At 45.6% G+C, this 23422-nt stretch carries 24 protein-coding genes; all 24 read left to right on the forward strand.

The genetic code is table 11. The features are described 5' to 3' along the window. The first annotated feature begins 161 nt into the window (after positions 1–161). The 24 genes from lpdA (at position 162) to glgP (ending at position 23377) form a co-directional block, all read left to right on the forward strand. Positions 162–1931 carry a dihydrolipoyl dehydrogenase gene (gene lpdA / locus ACHBHN_RS06020; protein WP_105160103.1) on the forward strand — a complete coding sequence of 590 codons (1770 nt, stop codon included), beginning with the start codon at positions 162–164 and terminating at the stop codon, positions 1929–1931. Between the two features lie 410 nt (positions 1932–2341). After that, positions 2342–3700: an anthranilate synthase component I gene (gene trpE, locus ACHBHN_RS06025; protein ID WP_257117419.1), complete on the forward strand. Its 1359-nt coding sequence runs from the start codon at positions 2342–2344 to the stop codon at positions 3698–3700. Further along, positions 3697–4263 carry an aminodeoxychorismate/anthranilate synthase component II gene (locus ACHBHN_RS06030; protein WP_167785717.1) on the forward strand — a complete coding sequence of 189 codons (567 nt, stop codon included), beginning with the start codon at positions 3697–3699 and terminating at the stop codon, positions 4261–4263. Before trpE ends, ACHBHN_RS06030 begins: the two co-directional genes overlap by 4 nt. After that, positions 4260–5264: an anthranilate phosphoribosyltransferase gene (gene trpD / locus ACHBHN_RS06035; RefSeq protein ID WP_394733787.1), complete on the forward strand. Its 1005-nt coding sequence runs from the start codon at positions 4260–4262 to the stop codon at positions 5262–5264. Before ACHBHN_RS06030 ends, trpD begins: the two co-directional genes overlap by 4 nt. Then, complete coding sequence (gene trpC, locus ACHBHN_RS06040) at positions 5261–6028, forward strand: indole-3-glycerol phosphate synthase TrpC (protein ID WP_125265429.1); 768 nt, start codon at positions 5261–5263, stop codon at positions 6026–6028. The genes trpD and trpC overlap by 4 nt, the downstream gene beginning before the upstream one ends. Beyond that, a complete protein-coding gene (locus ACHBHN_RS06045; protein ID WP_105137294.1) occupies positions 6015–6596 on the forward strand; it encodes a phosphoribosylanthranilate isomerase in 582 nt (193 codons plus the stop codon). The genes trpC and ACHBHN_RS06045 overlap by 14 nt, the downstream gene beginning before the upstream one ends. Further along, a complete protein-coding gene (gene trpB / locus ACHBHN_RS06050) occupies positions 6593–7807 on the forward strand; it encodes a tryptophan synthase subunit beta (protein ID WP_105123396.1) in 1215 nt (404 codons plus the stop codon). Before ACHBHN_RS06045 ends, trpB begins: the two co-directional genes overlap by 4 nt. Beyond that, the gene (gene trpA, locus ACHBHN_RS06055) at positions 7804–8586 is read left to right on the forward strand and encodes a tryptophan synthase subunit alpha (RefSeq protein ID WP_394732700.1); all 783 of its coding nucleotides are present in this window, start codon (positions 7804–7806) and stop codon (positions 8584–8586) included. The genes trpB and trpA overlap by 4 nt, the downstream gene beginning before the upstream one ends. Before the next feature lie 173 nt (positions 8587–8759). After that, entirely contained in the window at positions 8760–9287 is a 528-nt protein-coding gene (locus ACHBHN_RS06060; protein ID WP_105123398.1) for a YqeG family HAD IIIA-type phosphatase, read from the forward strand. Beyond that, positions 9288–10394, forward strand: coding sequence for a ribosome biogenesis GTPase YqeH (gene yqeH / locus ACHBHN_RS06065; RefSeq protein WP_394732701.1), 1107 nt, complete (start codon positions 9288–9290; stop codon positions 10392–10394). It begins immediately after the preceding gene. Between the two features lie 23 nt (positions 10395–10417). Continuing rightward, the gene (locus ACHBHN_RS06070) at positions 10418–10807 is read left to right on the forward strand and encodes a DUF5301 domain-containing protein (RefSeq protein ID WP_161943424.1); all 390 of its coding nucleotides are present in this window, start codon (positions 10418–10420) and stop codon (positions 10805–10807) included. 32 nt (positions 10808–10839) lie between these two features. Further along, entirely contained in the window at positions 10840–11151 is a 312-nt protein-coding gene (gene yhbY / locus ACHBHN_RS06075) for a ribosome assembly RNA-binding protein YhbY (protein ID WP_004195298.1), read from the forward strand. Between the two features lie 12 nt (positions 11152–11163). After that, positions 11164–11796 carry a nicotinate-nucleotide adenylyltransferase gene (locus tag ACHBHN_RS06080; RefSeq protein ID WP_014637492.1) on the forward strand — a complete coding sequence of 211 codons (633 nt, stop codon included), beginning with the start codon at positions 11164–11166 and terminating at the stop codon, positions 11794–11796. Next, a complete protein-coding gene (yqeK, locus tag ACHBHN_RS06085) occupies positions 11793–12380 on the forward strand; it encodes a bis(5'-nucleosyl)-tetraphosphatase (symmetrical) YqeK (protein ID WP_394733788.1) in 588 nt (195 codons plus the stop codon). Before ACHBHN_RS06080 ends, yqeK begins: the two co-directional genes overlap by 4 nt. Positions 12381–12382: 2 nt before the next feature. Beyond that, a complete protein-coding gene (locus tag ACHBHN_RS06090) occupies positions 12383–12838 on the forward strand; it encodes a GNAT family N-acetyltransferase (RefSeq protein ID WP_394733789.1) in 456 nt (151 codons plus the stop codon). Continuing rightward, a complete protein-coding gene (locus ACHBHN_RS06095) occupies positions 12835–13344 on the forward strand; it encodes a cysteine hydrolase family protein (RefSeq protein ID WP_394733790.1) in 510 nt (169 codons plus the stop codon). Before ACHBHN_RS06090 ends, ACHBHN_RS06095 begins: the two co-directional genes overlap by 4 nt. A 1-nt stretch (position 13345) precedes the next feature. Beyond that, entirely contained in the window at positions 13346–13705 is a 360-nt protein-coding gene (rsfS, locus tag ACHBHN_RS06100) for a ribosome silencing factor (RefSeq protein ID WP_029177784.1), read from the forward strand. Positions 13706–13867: 162 nt separating this feature from the next. After that, a complete protein-coding gene (locus ACHBHN_RS06105) occupies positions 13868–14614 on the forward strand; it encodes a class I SAM-dependent DNA methyltransferase (RefSeq protein ID WP_394733791.1) in 747 nt (248 codons plus the stop codon). Next, positions 14611–15699, forward strand: coding sequence for a nucleotidyltransferase (locus ACHBHN_RS06110; protein WP_394733792.1), 1089 nt, complete (start codon positions 14611–14613; stop codon positions 15697–15699). Before ACHBHN_RS06105 ends, ACHBHN_RS06110 begins: the two co-directional genes overlap by 4 nt. A 78-nt stretch (positions 15700–15777) precedes the next feature. Then, positions 15778–16506, forward strand: a complete 729-nt coding sequence (locus ACHBHN_RS06115; protein WP_394733793.1) for a MerR family transcriptional regulator — start codon at positions 15778–15780, stop codon at positions 16504–16506. 77 nt (positions 16507–16583) lie between these two features. Continuing rightward, complete coding sequence (locus ACHBHN_RS06120; protein ID WP_394733794.1) at positions 16584–16994, forward strand: peptide deformylase; 411 nt, start codon at positions 16584–16586, stop codon at positions 16992–16994. Between the two features lie 312 nt (positions 16995–17306). Beyond that, on the forward strand, positions 17307–19409 hold the full coding sequence (locus tag ACHBHN_RS06125; RefSeq protein ID WP_172074036.1) for an AAA family ATPase: 2103 nt from the start codon (positions 17307–17309) through the stop codon (positions 19407–19409). A gap of 202 nt (positions 19410–19611) precedes the next feature. Then, positions 19612–21120 (forward strand): 4-alpha-glucanotransferase, encoded by a 1509-nt coding sequence (gene malQ / locus ACHBHN_RS06130; RefSeq protein WP_394733795.1) that lies wholly within the window; start codon positions 19612–19614, stop codon positions 21118–21120. Continuing rightward, positions 21113–23377: a glycogen/starch/alpha-glucan family phosphorylase gene (gene glgP / locus ACHBHN_RS06135; protein ID WP_394733796.1), complete on the forward strand. Its 2265-nt coding sequence runs from the start codon at positions 21113–21115 to the stop codon at positions 23375–23377. The genes malQ and glgP overlap by 8 nt, the downstream gene beginning before the upstream one ends. The last annotated feature ends 45 nt before the right edge of the window (positions 23378–23422 follow it).

A 23422-nucleotide genomic window follows, 5' to 3' on the forward strand; every position in this document is an offset into this window, starting at 1 on the left:
TTAGATTTCTGATTAGAAAACAAAGAAAGGATGTAGAACGGGTTCGTGACATTTGAACACGAACTAAATGCTCGGAATTTAGATAGTCCGCCTTGGATGTGAACATCCTGCTTTGGACTCCTAAAATTTAGTCGCATTTGGACGTTCTTTGTATCATAATTATGGCAATTGAAATTATTATGCCGAAACTCGGTGTGGACATGCAAGAAGGTGAAATCATCGAGTGGAAAAAAGCTGAAGGTGATTTCGTCAATGAAGGCGATGTGATTTTGGAAATGATGTCTGACAAGACTAGCATGGAGCTAGAAGCTGAAGATTCAGGTGTTCTTTTGAAAATCGTTCATGGTAACGGTGCGACTGTTCCTGTAACAGAAGTTATCGCTTACCTTGGTGCAGAAGGTGAAACAGTTGAAGCAGGTAGCGGTGCTGCTCCAGCAGCGGCTGAAGTCGCTCAAGCAACTGCTGATTTGAAAGCAGCTGGCTTGGAAGTTCCTGGAGCACCTGCTGCAGCTGCTCCACAAGCTCCTAAGGCAGAATTGGCTGCGGATGAGTACGACATGGTCGTAGTCGGTGGTGGTCCTGCTGGTTACTACGCGGCTATCCGTGGTGCTCAATTGGGCGGTAAAATCGCTATCGTTGAGAAATCAGAATTTGGTGGTACCTGCTTGAACAAGGGATGTATCCCAACGAAGACCTACCTCAAAAACGCGGAAATCCTTGACGGCTTGAAGATTGCGGCTGAGCGTGGTATCAACCTTGCTTCAACTAACTACACAGTTGATATGGACAAGACAGTTGACTTCAAGAACAAGGTTGTGAAGACCTTGACAGGCGGTGTAGCAGGTCTCTTGAAAGCCAATAAGGTAACCATCTTCAACGGTCTTGGTCAAGTAAACCCTGACAAGACTGTTGTCATCGGCGACAAGGTTATCAAAGGTCGTAGCATCGTTCTTGCAACAGGTTCTAAGGTATCCCGCATCAATATCCCAGGTATCGATTCTAAGTTGGTATTGACGTCTGATGATATCCTTGACTTGCGTGAAATTCCTAAGTCACTCACTGTTATGGGTGGCGGCGTAGTCGGTGTAGAACTTGGTTTGGTTTACGCATCATACGGCACAGAAGTAACAGTTGTTGAGATGGCAGACCGTATCATTCCAGGTATGGACCGCGAAGTGTCTGTTGAATTGCAAAAAGTCCTTTCTAAGAAAGGTATGAAATTCTTGACCTCAGTTGGTGTATCTGAAATCGTTGAAGCTAACAACCAGTTGACCATCAAATTGAACGACGGCTCAGAAATCGTTTCTGAAAAAGCCCTTCTTTCAATCGGTCGTGTACCACAATTGGCTGGTCTTGAAAATCTTAACCTTGAACTAGACCGCGGTCGTATCAAGGTTAACGAGTACCAAGAAACATCTATCCCAGGTATCTACGCACCAGGTGATGTCAACGGTACTAAGATGTTGGCCCACGCTGCTTACCGTATGGGTGAAGTGGCAGCTGAAAATGCCATCCATGGTAACCACCACAAGGCTAAATTGGATTTCACACCAGCAGCGGTTTACACACACCCAGAAATCGCTATGGTTGGTTTGACAGAAGACCAGGCTATCGAGAAATACGGTAAAGAAAACATCCTTATCGGTCGCAACAGCTTCACTGGTAACGGTCGTGCCATCGCTTCTAATGAAGCACATGGTTTCGTAAAAGTGATTGCTGATAAGAAATACCATGAAATCCTTGGTGTTCATATCATCGGTCCAGTTGCAGCTGAAATGATCAACGAAGCAGCAACTATCATGGAATCTGAGTTGACAGTTGATGACGTGGCAGCATCCATCCACGGTCACCCAACCTTCTCAGAAGTGATGTACGAAGCCTTCCTTGATGTGCTTGGTGTTGCGATCCACAACCCACCAAAACGTAAATAATCATCACACAGGATTGGACCTTGTCCAGTCCTTTTTTGTGTAGAGTTGAAAATCCGAATATCCGAATATTTTAAAAAAATTCTGAAAAAAAGATTGACATATAGAAATAATAGTGTAAAATAATAGCAATCAGAAGAAGTAGACTTCAGGTTTGTTTCCAGAAAACTGGCGGTTGTTGCGAGCCAGTAGCAGACGAAGTTGAAATGGGCTGATGGAAAATAAGAGAAGGTAAACAATATCCTTCCGGTTGGCACCCCTTACCGTGCGGCTCCTTGTTGGAGGAGCTTGAGAGGACAAGGGCTTTTTTGCTACTCTTGTCAATGGAGGTGGCACCGCGCTAGCTATGATTAGACGCCCTCGCACAGATTTTTTCTGTGCGAGGTTTTTTGTGTTCGCGAGAGGAGTTCTATATGAAAACAAGTTTATCCGCAGATATTTTAACCCCGATTTTAGCCTATATGCGCCTAGAGGGGCAGCACAAGATGATTTTGGAGTCTATTCCCAGAGACAAGGAAAATGCTCGTTTTTCCATTGTGGCTTATAACCCGGTTTATGAGATTAAATTTGAAAATGGCATCTTGACGCGGAATGACGAAGTTATTGATGCCGACCCACTGGATTATCTACAGGAATTGACGGGTAAACATCCAGTAGCGGATGCCGGTCCCTTTAGCGGTGGCGCCATTGGTTTCCTTGGTTATGACATGATTAGCCTCTATGAAAACATTGGCGATATTCCGGTTGATCCGATTGGCACGCCAGATATGCACTTTTTCATCTATGAGTCCTATTTGGTCTTTGACCATAAAAAAGAGACCATTTCCATACATGAGGACAATATCTACAGCGGTCGAAATGAACAGGAAATGGCTAGCGCTTTGGAGCAAGTCTTGCAGTCGCTCAAGCAGGCGCATCCGGCTGAATTTGCACCGCATGACCTTCATTCCTTGTCTTTCCACAATCATCTGGAAAAAGAAGAATTTGAGGGGATGGTGACAAAAGCCAAGGAGCTCATTCGTCAGGGGGATATGTTCCAATGTGTTCTTAGTCAGCGCTTCTCGGCACCAATTTCTGGCAAGCCACTGGATTATTACCGGAATTTGCGGGTGACCAATCCTTCAAATTACCTCTACTTTTATGATTTTGGGGACTATCAGATTATCGGAGCTAGTCCAGAAAGTTTGGTTTCTGTCAAGGATGGTCTGGTAACGACCAATCCCATTGCGGGGACACGTCCGCGTGGTCTGGATGAAGAGGCAGATAAGGCGTTGGCGGCGGATTTGTTAGCTGATCAGAAAGAGGTGGCGGAGCACCGGATGTTGGTTGATTTGGGGCGAAATGATTTGGGGCGGATTGCTCAAATCGGCAGTGTTCGAGTGACCAAGTACATGGAGGTGGAGCTCTTTCGCTATGTCATGCACTTAACCAGTATTGTCAAAGGGCAGCTATTACCAGAACTCAGCCCATTGGACGCTCTCAAATCGACCTTGCCAGCAGGTACGGTATCAGGCGCACCGAAAATTCGTGCCATGCAACGGATTTACCAACTGGAAAAGGAAAAGCGCGGTGTTTATGCAGGTGCCATCGGTTATCTATCTGCCTCTGGTGATATGGATTTTGCCATTGCCATTCGGACTATGATTATCAAAAATCAGATGGCCTATGTTCAAGCGGGCGCAGGAATTGTCTACGACAGCATTCCGGGAAATGAATACCAAGAGACGGTCAACAAGGCCAAGGCCATGACTAGAATAGGAGATTTGCCATGATTCTCATTATTGATAACTACGATTCCTTTACCTATAATTTGGCCCAATATGTGGGAGCTTTTACAGAGATTAAGGTCTTGCGAAATGATGACCAGCAACTCTTTGTAGAGGCCGAAAAGGCAGATGGTCTGGTCTTTTCTCCGGGACCGGGTTGGCCAGCAGATGCGGGTAAAATGGAAGAGATGATTGCAGCCTTTGCTGGGAAGAAACCGATTTTGGGGATTTGTCTAGGTCATCAGGCGATTGCAGAGGTTTTTGGCGGTCAGCTTGGTCTGGCGCGACAGGTCATGCATGGAAAGCAGAGCCAGATGAACTTGGAGGCATCGTCGCCCTTGTTTGCAGGTTTGGAAAAGGAAGTGACCATCATGCGCTACCACTCCATTGTCGTGACGGAGATGCCAAAGGATTTTCAGGTAACGGCGCGCACGCTAGACGATGGGGAAATTATGGCCATCCAGCATGTGACTTTACCCATTTATGGTCTGCAATATCATCCAGAAAGTATCGGTACACCAGATGGGATCAAGATGATTGAAGCGTTTGTGAAAGAGGTAATCAGATGAAAGCAATTTACGAAAAAATAGCAGCCAGACAGGATTTACAGCAGTCAGAAGTGGAAGGGGTCTTTGCCCAAATACTAGAGGGGCAATTGTCGGAAAGTCAGATTGCAGCGCTATTGCTGGGATTTAAGACCAAGGGGGAAACGGTCGAGGAGATTACAGGTGTGGTCAAATCACTCAAGGCCCACGCCATTCAGCTGCCAGAGACCTTTACCGATGCCATGTGTAATTGTGGTACAGGAGGGGACCAGTCTTATAGCTTTAACGTGTCAACAACAGCAGGATTTATCCTAGCGGCGGGCGGTGTCCGTCTGGCCAAGGGAGGTAACCGTTCCGTATCCTCCAAGTCGGGTTCGGCAGACGTTCTGGAAGAATTAGGCATCAACATCGCGGCTAGTCCAGAAAATTTGGCTCGTGCCTTGTCAGAAGTCGGATTGGCCTTCGTCTTTGCCCAATCCATGCACCCAGCCATGCGCTATATCGGTCCGGCTCGTAAGGCTTTGGGTATCCCGACCATTATGAATATTGTAGGTCCGTTGGCCAATCCGTTATCTCTGGATACCCAATTGATGGGCGTTTTCCGTGGCGATTTGCACTTGGAATTGGCTCAGGTCATGAAAAGTCTGGGCCTGCGTCGAGGTGTGATTGTGACCGGTCCTGATAATATGGACGAGGCGGCCTTGTATGGCACCAATCATTACACGCTCTTGTCCGATGGGCAGATTAGCCAAGGCAGTTTTTCCTACAAGGATTTGGGTATGCAACGCGTGGAGCCAGCTGATATTCGCGGGTGCGATGCCAAGGAAAATGCAAACATTCTCGTTTCCGTCTTGCGCAACCAAGCCAGTCCCTATCTGGAAACAACGGTGCTCAATGCTGGTTTGGGATTTTTTGCCAATGGTAAGGTAGACAGTATCAAGGATGGCATTACCCTAGCCCGTCAATTGCTGGCGGATGGTTCAGCCCTTGCCAAATTAGAGGCACTCCGAGAGGTACAGGTATGACAAAAGCATTTTTACCAACCATTTTAGAGCAGAAAGAAAAAGAAGTGGCTAGACTTGTTTTGGAGGAAGTTCAGCCACTTCGCCAGACCTATTCTTTCTACGACTATGTCAAGGAGCATTCGGAGTGCCTACAGATTATTGCCGAGATCAAAAAAGCCAGCCCTAGTTTGGGCGCCATTAATCTGGATGTTGATATTCTAGCTCAGGCGCGGACTTATCAAGAGGCGGGTGCGGCCATGATTTCGGTCTTGACGGATGAGGTTTTCTTCAAAGGCAAGATTGACTATCTCCGTCAGATTTCAGAGGCGGTGTCTATTCCAACCTTGGCCAAGGATTTTATCATTGATGAAAAGCAGATTGTTCGTGCACGAAATGCTGGGGCTACGGTGATTTTATTGATTGTTGCGGCTTTACCGGAAAATCGTTTGCAGGAACTCTATGATTTTGCCAGCAAACTGGGCTTGGAAGTCTTGGTGGAAATCCATAACTTGGTAGAATTAGAGATTGCTCATCGTATCGGTGCCAAGATTATCGGGGTGAACAACCGCAATTTGACGACTTTTGAAACGGATTTGCAGACCAGTTTGGACTTGAACAAGCATTTTCAAGACCAAGCCGTCTATGTATCTGAATCGGCTATTTTCAGTGGGGCAGATGCGGCTTTACTGGCACCTCATTTTCAAGCCATTTTGGTGGGGACTGCCCTCATGCAGGCGGAGGATGTTCAGCAGAAGGTAAAGGAGTTGGCCATTGACAAAGGTTAAAATCTGTGGCTTATCCACTGAAGAGGCTGTGCGAGCGGCTGTCGAGGGCGGTGCGGATTATCTGGGCTTTGTCTTTGCTCCCAGCAGGCGGCAGGTCAGCCTAGAAAGAGCGCATCAATTGGCGACGCTCATCCCGGAAAGGATGCAAATCGTTGGTGTCTTTGTCAGTCCGACCCCGACAGAATTGCAGTTGGCCATTGGTCAAGTGCCTTTGGATATTGTGCAAATTCACGGCGATTGGGATGAAAGCTATGTTCAGCAAGTCCCTGTTCCTGTTATTAGGGCCATTCAGTTGGATAAGGCTGACGATATCAGTGAGACACAGGCGGCTTATCTGCTTTTCGATGCGCCTATAGCGGGCTCAGGGCAGACATTTGACTGGGAATTATTGACCGGCAAGCAATTCAGACAGCCGATTTTCATCGCAGGTGGCTTGACCGTAGACAATGTTGCCACGGCACAAGACTTGTTTTCACCCTATGCTGTGGACGTTTCGTCTGGAGTAGAGACGGATGGACACAAGGATCCTGTCAAAATTAAAGCATTTATAGAAAGAGTGAAAAAATGACCTATCAACAACCCAATAAAGATGGCTTTTTTGGCCAATATGGCGGCCGTTTCGTGCCGGAAACCTTGATGACAGCTGTTTTGGAGCTAGAAGAAACCTACCGTTCAGCCAAGGAGGACCCTGCTTTTCAAGCGGAATTTGACCACTTGCTCCGCCAGTATGTGGGCAGAGAAAATCCCCTCTATTTCGCCAAACGTTTGACCGATTATTGTGGTGGGGCCAAGATTTACCTCAAACGAGAAGATCTCAACCACACGGGTGCCCACAAGATTAACAATTCTTTGGGGCAGGTACTCTTGGCCAAACGCATGGGCAAGAAGAAAATTATTGCTGAAACGGGTGCAGGTCAGCACGGTGTAGCAACTGCGACAGCAGCAGCCCTCTTTGATATGGAGTGTACCATTTACATGGGCGAGGAAGATGTCAAACGTCAGGCGCTCAATGTCTTTCGGATGGAGTTGCTGGGTGCTAAGGTGCATGCGGTGACCGATGGCTCGCGTGTGCTAAAAGATGCGGTCAATGCCGCTCTGCGCGCTTGGGTGGCTCAAGTTGAAGATACCCATTATGTCATGGGCTCCGTGTTGGGGCCAGCGCCCTTTCCAGAAATCGTCCGCGACTTCCAAAGCGTGATTGGACGCGAGGCCAAGCAGCAATTTTCAGATCTTTCTGGTGGACAATTGCCCGATGCCCTCTTGGCCTGTATCGGTGGTGGCTCTAATGCCATGGGGCTCTTTTACCCCTTTGTCGATGACGAGTCCGTTGCCATGTATGGCGTAGAGGCGGCTGGACTGGGTCTGGACACAGAGCATCATGCGGCGACTTTTGCAAAAGGGAAACCGGGAGTTTTACACGGCGCGCTTATGGACGTCTTACAGGATGAAAATGGGCAAATCATGGAGGCATTCTCCATTTCTGCCGGCTTGGATTACCCGGGAATTGGGCCGGAGCACAGCTATTTCAATGCAATCGAACGGGCGACCTACGTGTCTGTCACTGATGAAGAGGCCTTGGAAGGATTCCAACTCTTGTCGCGCTTGGAAGGGATTATTCCAGCTTTAGAATCTAGCCATGCCATCGCCTATCTGCCACGCTTAGCCAAGGAATTGGGACCAGACAAATCCATCATCGTCTGCCTATCAGGTCGCGGTGACAAGGATGTTGCTCAAGTCAAGGAACGCTTAGCTGCCCAAAGAAAGGACCAAGAACAATGACAAAAATACTAGAAAAACACTTGCGGAATATTAAGGAAAATGGCAAGGGCATTTTCCTTCCCTACATCATGGCCGGTGACCATGAAAAGGGTTTAGATGGACTATTTGAAACCATTGATTTTCTGGAGCAGGCAGGCGTTTCAGCTATTGAAATCGGTGTTCCTTTCTCGGACCCTGTTGCGGACGGTCCTGTGATTGAGGAGGCGGGGCAACGCAGTTTGGCCAAGGGTGTCCATCTGTTGGACATTATCAAGCAGTTGCAAGGGCAAGCCAGTCAGGTGCCACTCATCTTGATGACTTATTTTAATCCTGTTTTTCAATATGGCTTGGACCAGTTTTTCCGCGATTTGGAGACGACTTCTGTCAAAGGCTTGATTATTCCTGATCTACCTTACGAACATGAGGATATCCTGCGTCCCTATCTGGAAAAGAGTGATTTATGCCTCATTCGCTTGGTTAGTTTGACAACAGGGACTGACCGGCAGCAAGAATTGGTGCAGGATGCGGAAGGGTTTGTTTACGCCGTTGCCATCAATGGCGTGACCGGCAAGAGCAACCAGTACCGTGAGGACTTGGATGGTCACCTGAAACGCTTAAGGGCTTTGTCTCCTGTCCCAGTATTAACAGGATTTGGCGTTTCCAGCCAAGAGGATATTCTCCGATTTAACCGCGTATCGGACGGCGTGATTATGGGCTCGAAAATCGTCAAAGGTCTGCATGAGGGCGAAATAGAAGAAATTCGTCAACTCGTGGCATTTGGCAGTCGGGTGGAGAAATAGAATGAAGTCTGGAAGAATCAAGGACTCATGTCGTTGACCAATAAAATGCTCAGAAAGGATGCGACCTAGTCGGTCCTTTTTTGATGGGATGCGGAAATGATCGTTCCCCTTGTTATTCGCTTTTTTTGCGAAAAAATGCTATAATTATCTGATTATATTTTTTGGAGAAATTAGTGAGTTTAGAGAATTACATGCCAGATTTTGCCTTGGAAAAGGCCTATGATGTAACGGTTGACAGTTTGAAAAAACAGGGTATTAAGGTGGTCTTTGTCGATTTGGACAATACCTTAATTGCTTGGAATAATCCCGATGGTACACCAGAGATGCGCCAGTGGTTACAGGATTTACAGGCCGCAGGCATTCCCGTTGTGGTGGTTTCTAACAACAAATATGAGCGGGTAAAGCGAGCAGTGGCCCCTTTTGGAATTGAGTTTGAAGCCTTCGCTCTCAAGCCTTTCACCTTTGGGATGAACCGTGCACTGAAACGCTTTGATGTCCAGCCACATGAAGTGGTTATGATTGGTGATCAGTTGATGACGGACATTCGGGCTGCTAAGCGAGCAGGGCTCAAGTCTGTTTTGGTCAAGCCCTTGATTCAGTCAGACTCGATCAATACGCAGATTAACCGTTGGCGTGAGCGACGGACCATAAAGAAAATTATCGCCAAATATGGAGCGATAGACTACAAGAGGGAGATGTAAGTGGAAGAATTATTTTGTATCGGTTGTGGTGCTCAAATTCAGACGACAGATAAAGAGATTGCCGGATTTACTCCCCAATCTGCCCTCGAAAAAGGTCTGGAAACAGGGCAACTTTACTGTCAGCGGTGTTTCCGTTTGCGCCATTACAATGAGATTTCAGATGTCAATATCTCAGACGATGATTTCTTGAAACTCCTCCATAGTGTAGGAGAAAGCGATGCCTTGGTAGTGAATGTCATTGATATTTTTGATTTCAATGGGTCAGTCATTCCTGGTTTGCCTCGTTTTATTTCTGGAAATGACGTGCTTTTGGTCGGCAACAAGCAGGATATTTTACCCAAGTCAGTCAAGCCAGGTAAGGTTACTCAGTGGTTGACCGAGCGGGCGCATGAAATCGGCATGCGACCAGTTGATGTGGTCTTGACTTCGGCCCAAAACAAGCAAGCTATCAAGGACTTGATTGAAAAAATTGAACAACACCGCAAGGGTCGGGATGTCTATGTGGTCGGCGTGACCAACGTCGGCAAGTCAACGCTCATCAATGCCATTATCCAAGAAATCACAGGGGACAAGGATGTCATTACCACCTCACGTTTTCCAGGGACAACTTTAGATAAGATTGAGATTCCTCTGGATGATGGTTCTTTCATTTATGATACGCCAGGAATTATCCATCGCCACCAGATGGCCCATTATTTGACGGCTAAAAACCTCAAGTACATCAGCCCTCGTAAGGAAATCAAGCCAAAGACCTACCAGCTCAATCCAGAACAAACCTTGTTCTTGGCTGGTCTGGGACGATTTGACTTTGTGGCTGGTGAACGCCAAGGCTTTACGGCCTTCTTTGACAATGAGCTCCAACTCCACCGCACCAAACTGCAGGGAGCTAGTGAATTTTACCAGAAACATGCGGGCTCACTTTTAGTGCCGCCAACCAGCAAGGAATTGAAAGAATTTCCTGAATTGGTCCGCCATGAATTTACCATCAACGAGAAGACGGATGTGGTCTTTTCAGGACTTGGTTGGATTCGTGTCAATGAAAAGGCCAAGATTGCTGCTTGGGCTCCTAAGGGTGTTGATGTGGTCATCCGCAAGGCCATTATTTAATGAAGTCTAAAATGGGGTCACTTATGAGAAAAGTAGTTGGTATGCTGGCCATTGTTGGTTTGTGTGTTCTGGCCTATTGGTTTTGGCCAGGGGAAGAACCAAATCTTCCCAAAGCCAGTGAGGTCCGGGAAATTCGTTTGGTCCAAGGTCAAGAGGTAGTCAAAATCGACCAATCAGAAGAGATAGCAACTTTTTTGACAGAACTTGGAAATGCAAAAAAGACCCGTCAAGATAGTGTTCACGATGCACCGTTGGTTTCACCCCATGTGCGGATTTCCTTTGTCATGGCAGAAGGTGAAACTACAGCATTTGCCTATGAGGGAATACTACAAAGCTATCTGGAGTTTCCCTACACTGGTATCTACAAGCTGAAAGAGCCTCCTCAAGTGATTCAGAAAATGTTAGCAGACTAGCTCTGCTTAGTTGAATAAAGAAAAGAGAAATTATGTCATTAACTTCAAAACAGCGTGCCTTTTTAAACAGTCAGGCACACAGTCTTAAACCCATCATTCAGATTGGGAAAAATGGTCTCAATGACCAGATTAAAACCAGTGTTCGTCAGGCGCTGGATGCGCGTGAATTGATCAAGGTGACCTTGCTACAAAATACGGATGAAAACATCCACGAAGTAGCTGAAATCTTGGAAGAAGAAATCGGTGTGGATACGGTCCAAAAAATCGGTCGCATCCTGATTTTATTCAAACAATCTAGCAAGAAAGAGAACCGTAAAATTTCCAAACAGGTCAAAGAAATCTAAGAAGGAGAGCCTATGGCTATTGAACTCTTAACACCCTTTACCAAGGTTGAATTAGAGGTTGAAAAGAAAGAAACCAATCGCAAACAAGTGGGGATTCTGGGAGGGAATTTCAATCCTGTCCACAATGCTCATTTGATTGTGGCAGACCAGGTCCGTCAACAGTTGAAGTTGGATGAGGTCTTGCTCATGCCAGAATTCATTCCACCTCATGTGGATAAAAAAGAAACTATTGACGAATACCATCGCTATTCCATGCTCAAGATGGCTATTGCAGGTATAGAGGGCTTGGGGATTGAAACCATTGAACTGGAGCGCCGTGGTGTCAGCTATACCTACGACACCATGAAATTGCTGAAGGAAAAAAATCCTGATACGGATTATTATTTTATCATCGGTGCAGATATGGTAGATTACCTTCCAAAATGGCATAGGATTGATGAATTGGTCCAGTTGGTGCAGTTTGTTGGTGTCCAGCGTCCTCGTTACAAGGCAGGAACTTCCTATCCGGTTATCTGGGTAGATGTACCCTTGATGGACATTTCCTCCAGCATGGTGCGTAGTTTTATCAAGCAAGGACGAGTGCCGAATTTTATGGTGCCTCATGAAGTTCTGGACTATATCGAAGAAAAGGGACTTTACCAATGATTGCAGCAGATTTGACCTTTGACCGTCAGGCTCTTTTGGAAAAAATCCGTGTAGCCATGAAGCCAGCGCGCTTCCAACATGTCTTGGGTGTGGAAGAAGCGGCGCTTGCCTTGGCAGAACAATACGGCTGTGATCCGAAAAAAGCTAGTCTGGCAGCACTCTTGCATGACTATGCCAAGGAAGTGGAAGACCAAGTCTTTCTGGACTTGATTGCCAAGTATGATTTGGATAGGGACCTGCTCAACTGGGATAATAACATCTGGCACGGTGTGGTTGGTGCGTATAAGATCGCAGAAGATTTTGGCTTGAAAGATGAGGAAATTTTCCAAGCCATTCAACGACACACCATTGGTGCTGGGCAGATGACCTTGCTGGACAAGGTTCTCTACGTGGCGGACTACATCGAACCCAATCGGGATTTTCCCGGGGTGGACGAGGCGCGTCGTATCGCAAAAGAGTCCTTGGACAAGGCAGTAGCCTTTGAAACTGCCCAAACCATTTCTTACTTAGCCAAGAAGGGAATTCCCATTTATCCACAAACCTTGGAAACCTATAATGGATATGTTTCTTATTTGAAGGAGTAGGGATGATTGCATTAAAGCCTGTGGATGAAAGCTCCTATCAAGCTGTTTTGGACTTGACAGTAGCCGAGGAGGACAAGGTCTTCGTGGCTCCAAACGTGCGTTCCTTGGCAGATGCCTGGTTATATAGAGAGAACGGTGATGTTTTCCCCTATGCCATCTGGGCAGATGAACAGGTGGTCGGTTTTGCCTTGATTGACATTGATGAGGACATCCAGCAGTATATGCTCTGGCGGTTTATGATTGGCCAAGAGTTTCAAGGGAAAGGCTATGGCCAGGCTGCTTTGGAGGTCGTAATAGAAATGGCTCAATCACAACCTGTCTGCGACCATTTGATTGCAGCTTATGTCAAGGGCAACCAAAAGATGGCAAGACTCTTGGAGAAAAATGGTTTTGTCTTGGATCTTGAAGAAGAAAGGGAATTGGTCTTCCGTTTGGAAACGCCTGGTGTTAAGCTATGAAATCTGCATTGTTAGTCATTGACATTCAGAATATGCTAGTAGCGGAGCAACCCTATGCAATTGAAGAACGACTGGCTCTTTGGCAAGATAGCCTTACTCAAGCTCGTCAAGCGGGGCTAGAAGTCATCCATGTCCGCCATCATGACCAGGAATTGGTCAAGGGGACTGCCGACTGGGAAATTCACTCAATTGTTGCACCCTTAGCTAGTGAGAAGATTTTCGATAAGACCTTTAACAGTGCCTTCAAGGAAACGGGTCTTCATGCCTATTTGCAGGAAACGGGAATTGAGCAGCTCATCATCATGGGTATGGCGACCAATTTTTGCATTGATACGACGATTAAAGTAGCTTATGAACTAGGCTACAAGGTAGCTGTGCTTCAGGACGGAACGACGACAGGTTATTCAGGTAAATTGGATGACAAAGACTTGATTGACCACTACCAAAACATCTGGTCATGGAATTTTGCCCAGGTGGATAAATTAGAAAATATAATTAGAGGATAAGATGAAAGAACTAGATTTAGTAAAAGTTGTGGTTCAGGCTGCTGATGACAAGCGAGCTGAGGACCTTGTTGTAATTGATGTTCAAGGCGTGACCAGCCTGACAGACTACTTTGTGATTGCCAGTTCCATGAACAGTCGGCAGTTGGAGGCTATTGCGGAAAACATCCGTGAAAAGGTAGCGGAAGTTGGGATCAAGGGTAGCCGTGTAGAAGGCGATAGTAACGGTGGCTGGGTCCTTTTGGACCTTGGAGGCGTTGTCGTTCATATCTTCTCAGAAGAAATGCGTGACCTCTACAACCTCGAAAAATTATGGCATGAAGGCAGTTTCTTGGAAGTCGCAGACTTTTTAGAAGAGGAATAGTGAAACAGTTTGGGGAACTGTTTCAGCTGGTCACCATAAAACTCGAAAGTGACCAAAGAGAGTTCACTATTATGTAATTAGAAGTGATGAACTTCTTGAACACAGTGTGAGTTAATGAAGCAGTCGATGGGCTGCTTTTTATGAAAGGAAAAATGGGAAAATATGGCAACTTATGAAACCTTTGCGGCGGTTTATGATGAAATCATGGATGACAGCTTGTATGATAAATGGACAGATTTTAGCTTGCGGAACTTGCCGCAAGACACCAAGACAATTTTAGAATTGGCCTGTGGGACAGGGATTCAGGCTGTACGTTTTGCTCAAAAGGGATACGAAGTGACAGGTTTGGACTTGTCCTATGAGATGTTGGAATTAGCCCAGAAAAAAGCAGAAGCTGCTGGTGTCATGATGGAACTGGCCCAAGCAGATATGATGGCTCTGGAAGGTGTTGGAGATTTCGATGCGGTGACTTGTTACTCGGACAGCCTGTGCTATATGTCGGACCAAGATGCCGTTTTCCGGGTCTTTGAAGGAGTTCACTCTGTTCTCAATCAAGGTGGTACTTTCCTTTTTGACGTCCACTCCATCTATCAAATGGAGGAAGTGTTTGCAGGCTATAGTTACCATGAAAACTACGAGGATTTTGCCTTTGTCTGGGACACCTATGAAGGTGAGCATGAGTATTCCATCGTTCATGAATTGACCTTCTTTGTCAAAGATGAGGACAGTCAAGAGGAGCGGTTTATCCGTCGGGATGAAGTTCATGAAGAGCGGACCTATCCGATTGAAACCTATGTGGAATGTTTGAAACAAGCTGGTTTTACATCTGTGGAAGTCTTTGCGGACTTTGAAAATCAAGCTCCGACAGAAACCAGCCAGCGGTGGTTTTTCAAGGCGGTCAAGGCATGATTTCAGGCATCGTAGCAGAATACAATCCCTTCCATACAGGTCATAAATACCTGCTGGAGCAGGCTGAGGGGTTGAAAATCGTGGTCATGTCTGGTAATTTCATGCAACGGGGTGAGCCAGCTATTGTGGATAAGTGGACACGGGCTCAGATGGCTCTGGAACACGGGGCAGACTTGGTTGTCGAGATGCCCTTTTTAGTGTCCGTCCAGTCAGCTGATCACTTTGCCAAGGGAGCCATCAGCATTTTACACAGGCTAGGTGTGGAGAAGCTGGTTTTCGGTACGGAAGAAATGCTGGATTACCAGAAAATTGCGGATATCTATGTGGATAAGTTGGAAGAGATGGAAAATTTTGTGAAAAACTTGCCAGACAATCTCTCTTATCCGCAGAAGACACAGGCCATGTGGCAGGAATTTGCGGGTCTAACCTTCACAGGTGACACGCCAAACCATATTCTGGCTCTGGCTTATGCTAAGGCGGTGGCTGGAACAGGCATTCAGCTCAGCCCTGTTCAACGGCAGGGAGCTGGTTTTCATTCGGAAGAGGTGGAAACGTCCTACGCCTCGGCGACAGCTATCCGCAAGGGTGCTGACCAGCTGGACTTGGTGCGTGACTTTTTACCGTCTGCTAGTCTCTTTGAAGAGGCGACCAAGGTAAGCTGGAGTAACTATTTTCCTCTGCTCCGTTACCAGATTGCGACCCACCCAGATCTCAGTCAGGTCTTTCAGGTCAACGAAGAACTAGCCAGTCGTATCCGCTCTGCTATTGGGAGCGTAGCGACCGTGGAGGAGTTAGTGGATGCCGTTGCGACCAAGCGCTACACCAAGGCGCGGGTGCGGCGGGTGCTGACCTACATCCTGGTCAATGCGGTGGAAACTCCCTTGCCAGATGCGGTCCATGTCCTAGGCTTCTCGGCTCGAGGTCAGGCCTATCTCAAGACGGTCAAGGAGCGAGTGGGCTTGGTGACGAGGATCGGAAAAGAGCCCTGGGACAGCCTGACCCAGCAGGCGGATTTGGTCTATCAACTGGGCGCTGATGCAATGGCAGAGCAGACCTACGGGCGCGTGCCGGTGAGGGTGGAGTAAGATGTAAAAGTTTTTTGATAAAATTCTTGACTCTCACCTTACGTTATCCCTTATACTGGGCATAGAGAGGAGATTTCTATGAACGAAAATTGGACGGTTAAGCAGGTCAGTCAGTTGACAGGATTGACGGTGAGGACCTTGCACCACTATGACCAGATTGGTTTGCTCAAACCAGCATTTGTGGCTGAAAATGGTTATCGCTACTATAATCAGGAGAATTTGGCTCGTCTGCAAGAAGTTCTCTTATTTCGTGAGTTGGATTTTCCTCTCAAAGAAATTCAGCAGCTTCTGGACGTGACGGAAGTCAATCGTCAACAGGTCTTGCGGGACCATATCAGCCTTTTAGAGCTCAAAAGGGAACGGCTGGACCGCATCATCAATCACGCCAGATTGCTCACAGAAAAAGGAGGAGAAGTTATGGACTTTCACGCATTTGACAGCAGTCAACTAGAAGCCTACAAGACGGAGGCCAAGGAGCGGTGGGGACAGACCGCGGCCTATGCTGAGTTTGAAGAGCGATACGATGCTAGCAAGGACCGAGTGTTTGCCCGAGAGATGGAGGCTATTTTTGAAGCATTTGGGAAAATGCAGAGCTTGGAAGTTAGTCATCCTGATGTGCAGGCTCAGGTAGCCAACTTGCAGTCTTATATCACAGAAAACTTCTACACCTGCACCAAGGAAATCTTGCAGGGGCTAGGTCTTATGTACGTTGAAGATGAGCGATTTTCAGCTAATATCGACCGAGCTGGTGGATCAGGCACTGCAGCCTTAGTCAGTCAAGCCATTGCAATTTACTGCCAAAAGTAAAGAGGATAAGTCTAGTCGAAACTAGGCTTTTTTTTTTTGGTATACTAGATGTAGTTTATGAGTAAGGAGCCACTCCCATGATTCAACCTATTATGAAAGATATTTTCTTCCTGCAACAAAAGTCTGAGCCTGCGACTCAGCTAGATGTGCAGGTCGGTCAGGATTTGCAGGATACTTTGTCAGCCAACGCTCACTCCTGCGTGGGCATGGCGGCCAATATGATTGGCGTCAAAAAGCGGATTATCATCGTGAACATGGGTTTCACCAACCTGGTCATGTACAATCCCGTCCTCATCAGCAAGGCCAAGCCCTATCAGAGCGAGGAGGGCTGTCTATCGCTCGAAGGTACCCGTCCGACCACTCGCTATCAGGAGATTGAAGTGGAATTTTTTGATGCTTCTTGGAAGTCTGTCAGCCTAAAGCTGACAGACTTCCAAGCCCAGATTGTTCAGCATGAACTAGATCATTTGGAAGGGATTATCATCTAGTAGCTACCAAATCTACCGTCAGATAGATTTTTTTATCAAAAAGTCAAAAAAAAGTCAAACAAAACTATTGACTTTTACTGACCAATAGTGTAGAATAATGAATGTAAGGTAATGAGGCCTTGCATATTTTTCAACCAAAAGGTCAGTATAGGTCAAACGCTTATTTGATTTTCTATTAGTCTTATTGGTCAGTAAAGGACAAACTTCTAAGGAGGTTAGGATGAAAGATAAGATTATTTCCTATTAGTAATTTTTTTAACTCAAAGGTCAGTATTGGTCAATAAAAATGATAAAAATAAACGAGGTGGAACTATGAACAACAATTTTAATAACTTTAACAATATGGACGATATTTTCAATCAACTCATGGGAAACATGGGTGGCTACAGCACAGAACGTAGACGTTATTCTATCAATGGGCGTGAAGTGACCCCAGAGGAATTTGCCATTTATCGTCAGACAGGTCGTCTGCCACAGACAGAAGAAGTGGTTCAAACACAGGCTAAAGGTCAGATAAAGTCAGATGGGATTCTTGCAAAACTTGGTCGCAATTTGACCCAGGATGCGCGTGAAGGTAAGTTGGATCCTGTTATTGGAAGAAACAAGGAAATCCAAGAAACCTCTGAAATCCTAGCTCGTCGGACCAAGAACAATCCTGTTTTGGTCGGTGATGCGGGTGTTGGTAAAACTGCTGTAGTGGAAGGTTTGGCTCAGGCCATTGTCAATGGTGATGTGCCAGCAGCCATTAAGAACAAGGAAATCATCTCCATTGACATTTCTGGCTTGGAAGCTGGGACTCAGTATCGTGGAGCTTTTGAGGAAAATGTGCAAAATCTTGTGGATGAAGTCAAAAAAGCAGGAAATATCATTCTCTTCTTTGATGAAATTCATCAGATTTTGGGAGCTGGTAGCACTGGTGGGGACTCAGGTTCCAAAGGTTTAGCGGATATTCTCAAACCAGCCCTGTCACGTGGAGAGCTGACGGTGATTGGTGCCACTACGCAAGACGAGTACCGCAACACCATTCACAAAAACGCCGCTCTGGCTCGTCGTTTCAATGAAGTCAAGGTTCATGCTCCGTCCGCAGAAGACACCTACCAGATTTTGAAAGGAATCAAGCCGCTTTATGAAGCCCACCACAATATTGAATTGCCAGATGAGGTTTTGAGAGCTGCAGTAGATTATTCTGTCCAATATATTCCACAGCGCAGCTTGCCTGATAAGGCCATTGACCTAGTCGATGTGACTGCTGCACACTTGGCTGCACAACATCCTGTGACAGATATTCAGACCTTGGAAGCAGAAATGGCTGAGGCAAAACAGTTGCAGTTGGAAGCAGCTGAAAAAGAGGATTATGAAAAAGCCTTGAATGAAAAAGTCCGTATTGATAAGCTACAAAAACAGATTGATAATCATACGGAGCAACAGAAAGTGGTGGCGACCGTCAATGATGTGGCTCAGGCAGTTGAGCGGATGACAGGAATTCCAGTCTCGCAAATGGGAGCTTCTGATATTGAACGACTCAAGGAATTGAAAAATCGTCTGGCAGCAAACGTTATCGGTCAAGACGATGCGGTGGAAGCTGTATCCCGTGCCATTCGTCGTAACCGAGCAGGTTTTGATGACGGAAACCGTCCGATTGGTTCCTTCCTATTTGTTGGTCCGACAGGTGTGGGTAAGACAGAGTTGGCAAAACAGTTAGCGCTAGACTTGTTTGGTAATAAGGATGCCATTATTCGTTTGGATATGTCTGAATACAGCGATCGGACAGCCGTTTCCAAATTAATCGGTACCACAGCTGGTTACGTTGGTTATGATGACAATTCCCATACTCTTACCGAGCGTGTCCGCCGCAATCCTTACTCCATTGTCCTCTTGGATGAGATTGAAAAAGCTGATCCACAAGTGATTACCCTCCTTTTGCAAGTGCTGGATGATGGTCATTTGACTGATGGACAGGGCAATCAAGTCAACTTTAAGAATACCATTATCATCGCTACATCTAATGCAGGTTTTGGTTATGGTGTGGAAGAAGATCAAGAAGAAGAGCCAGACATCATGGACCGCATCGCACCATTCTTCCGTCCGGAGTTCCTTAATCGCTTCAATGCAGTTATCGAGTTCAAGCATTTGGATAAAGAAGATCTCAAAGCTATCGTAGAATTGATGCTAGCCCAGGTCAATCAAACCCTTTCTAAAAAAGGGATTACCCTTGAAGTGACCGAAGCTGCCAAAGAATTCTTGATGGAATCAGGCTATGACAAGGCAATGGGGGCTCGTCCACTTCGTCGAGTGATTGAAAATCAAATTCGTGATAAGGTGACAGACTTCTATTTGGACCATACAAATGTGACCAACTTACTCGCGGATGTGGCTGACAATGAAATCAAAATTGAAGAGCAAACCTTTTCATAAAAAATAAGATAATATAGAAAATCGGAGAAGAAATTCTCGGATTTTCTTTTTGAAAGGTATTAACAAGTATTTAATAAAGCTCATATTGACAGCTTTTGAGCAGTTTTACGGAAAAGTTTTTAAAAATATTGTATAATTCCTTGACAAGTGCAAACGTTTGCGTTAAACTATCATTGTACTTGAAAGAAAGGAAAACGTTTTTATGGCGAATCGTACCAGTGGAATTTTAATGCATATTACCTCACTTCCAGGTAAGTTTGGTATCGGTACTTTTGGAAAGCCTGCCTATGATTTTGTGGATTTCTTGGTTGAAACCAAGCAGACCTACTGGCAGCTTCTTCCTCTCACAACGACAAGTTATGGAGATTCTCCCTACCAATCATTTTCAGCCATCGCTGGAAATACCCATTTAATTGATTTTGATTTATTGGCAGACGAAGATTTATTGGCCAACTTTGATTACCAAGATGTGAATTTTGGAGATAATCCAGAAAAAGTGGACTACGCCTTAATTTATGAGGCACGTCGTCCAATCTTGGAAAGAGCTGTTAAAAATTTCTTGAGTGATGACAAGCGTAAAGTAGCCTTTCAGGAGTTTGAAAAAGCTAATTCATCATGGCTTAATGATTATGCAGAGTTCATGGCAATCAAGGAGCACTTCGGCAACAAGGCCCTACAAGAATGGGATGACAAGAAAGTGGTTGCTCGAAATGAAGAAGCCCTTGAAAAATACCGCTTGGAATTGGCAGACCAAATTGATTACTTTAAAGTAACGCAATATTTCTTCTTTAGCCAGTGGAAGCAGTTGAAGGACTACGCCAACAAGAATCACATCAAGATTATTGGAGATATGCCTATTTACGTATCAGCTGATAGCGTGGAAGTTTGGACCAAGCCACAGCTCTTCAAATTAGATAGCGAACGCAAGCCGCTTTATGTGGCAGGTGTGCCAGCGGACAACTTCTCTGCAGATGGTCAGCTCTGGGGCAATCCACTTTATGACTGGGAGCAGCATGAGAAGACAGGCTACAACTGGTGGATTTACCGAATTCACGAGAGCTTCAAGCTCTATGATGTCCTGCGGATTGACCACTTTAAAGGCTTCTCAGACTACTGGCAGGTAGCAGGAGATGCTGAAGTAGCGAAAGTCGGCACTTGGGAGCCAGGTCCAGGCTACAATCTCTTCAAGGCAGTCAAAGAAACCCTTGGGGACCTGCCGATTATTGCAGAGGACCTTGGAAATATCGATGCTAAGGCACGCAAGTTGCTGGCAGACTGCGGCTACCCAGGTATGAAAATCTTGGAATTTGGCTTCTTTGATGTGACAGGGCAGAGCATCGACATCCCACACCGTTGTGTGCCAAACTCAATCGCCTATACAGGTACCCATGATAATGAGGTGGTTAATGGCTGGTATAACAATCTAGAGCCTGAACAACAGGAATTTGTAGATGCCTATACCAACAGAAAACCGATTGAGCCAGTTACTCAAGCCATGCTTCGAACACTGTTTGCAACTGTCAGCGATACAGCTATTGCGACCATGCAAGATGTTCTGGACTTGGGTGAAGACAGCCGTATGAACATGCCTTCAACTGTTGGAGGCAACTGGGAATGGCGGATGAAAGCCGAAGATTTAACCCAGGACCGCATAGACTTCTTAGTCAAAATGACTACACTATATCAACGAGGAAATAAAAATCATGAATAACTTTACAACATTTGCAGAAAGCAAGGCCAACAAGAAATTAGCAGATATGACCAACGAAGAAATCTATCTTCAGTTGCTCAACTATGTTAAACTATCAGCGGCAGATATGCCAAAAAACACAGGTAAACGCAAGGTTTACTATATCTCAGCAGAGTTCCTTATCGGTAAACTCTTGTCAAATAACTTGATCAACTTGGGTGTCTACAAAGACATTCAGGCAGAATTAGCAGCAGCTGGCAAGTCCTTGGCACAGGTTGAAGACGTTGAACCAGAACCATCACTTGGTAACGGTGGTCTTGGACGCTTGGCATCTTGCTTTGTGGATTCTATGTCAACACTTGGCATCAACGGTGAGGGTGTTGGTCTTAACTACCACTGCGGTCTCTTCAAGCAAGTCTTCAAGGACAACCAACAAGATGCAGAGCCAAACTTCTGGATTGAAAATGATTCTTGGTTGATTCCAACGACAATCAGCTACGATGTACCCTTCAAAAACTTTACCTTGACTTCTAAATTGGACCGTTTGGATATTCTTGGTTACAAGAAAGACACTAAGAACTACCTCAACTTGTTTGATATCCAGTCTGTCAACTATGGCTTGATTGAAAATGGCATTACGTTTGACAAGACGGCTATTCAAGAAAACTTGACCCTCTTCTTGTATCCAGATGATTCAGACAAGAATGGTGAATTGCTCCGCATTTACCAACAATACTTCATGGTGTCAAATGCTGCCCAGCTCTTGATTGACGAAGCGATTGAGCGTGGTTCAAATGTGCGTGACTTGGCAGACTATGCTTACGTTCAAATCAATGATACTCACCCTTCACTTGTTATTCCAGAATTGATCCGTCTTTTGACTGAAAAACACGGCTTGGAATTTGCAGAAGCAGTGGCCATCGTTAAGAACATGACTGGTTACACCAACCACACCATCTTGGCAGAAGCCCTTGAAAAATGGCCATTGTCATTCTTGGAAGAAGTGGTGCCTCACTTGGTAGACATCATCAAGGAATTGGATGCTTTGGTTGCTAAGGAAGTAGCGGATGTTGCCCTTCACATCATCGACGAGTCTGGTCGTGTGCATATGGCTCACATGGATATCCACTTCTCAAACTCTGTCAACGGGGTTGCGGCTCTCCATACTGAAATTTTGAAAAACTCTGAGTTGAAAGGTTTCTACGAGCTTTACCCAGAGAAATTCAACAACAAGACAAACGGTATCACCTTCCGTCGTTGGTTGGAATTTGCTAACCAAGACCTTGCAGACTACATCAAGGAATTGATTGGCGATGACTACTTGACAGATGCAACTAAGCTTGAGAAATTGCTTGCTTTCGCAGATGACAAGGAAGTTCATGCTAAGTTGGCGGAAATCAAGTTCAACAACAAGTTGGCTCTTAAACGTTACCTGAAAGACAACAAAGGTATCGAACTGGATGAAAATTCTATTATTGATACACAAATCAAACGTTTCCACGAGTACAAACGCCAACAAATGAACGCTTTGTATGTTATCCACAAGTATCTTGAAATCAAGAACGGTAATCTGCCAAAACGTAAAATCACGGTTATCTTTGGTGGTAAGGCAGCACCTGCTTACGTGATTGCCCAAGACATTATTCACTTGATTCTCTGCTTGTCTGAGTTGATTAACAATGACCCAGAAGTCAGCAAGTACCTCAATGTTCACTTGGTCGAAAACTACAACGTAACTGTTGCTGAAAAATTGATCCCTGCGACTGACATCTCTGAACAAATCTCATTGGCTTCTAAAGAAGCATCAGGTACTGGTAACATGAAATTCATGCTCAACGGTGCTTTGACGCTTGGTACTATGGACGGTGCCAACGTGGAGATTGCAGAGTTGGCTGGTATGGACAATATCTATACATTTGGTAAGGATTCAGATACCATTATCGACTTGTACGACAAGGCTGGTTACGTATCTTCGGACTATTACAATGGCGATGCCAATATCAAGCGTGCAGTTGACTTTATCGTCAGCGATGAAGTACTTGCACTTGGTAATGAAGAACGCCTGAGCCGTCTCCACCATGAACTCATCTCTAAAGACTGGTTCATGACCTTGATTGACTTGGCAGAATACATTGAAGTCAAAGAGCAAGTCTTTGCTGATTACGAAGACCAAGATGCTTGGAACAAAAAAGTTGTCCACAACATCGCCAAAGCAGGATTCTTCTCTTCTGACCGTACAATCGAGCAGTACAACGAAGACATCTGGCACAGCAAATAATACTTACATAAAAGACAAATCACTTCGGTGGTTTGTTTTTTTTAC

The sequence above is a fragment of the Streptococcus sp. A22 genome (genome assembly GCF_043674215.1).
Taxonomy (GTDB): Bacteria; Bacillota; Bacilli; order Lactobacillales; family Streptococcaceae; genus Streptococcus; species Streptococcus suis_V.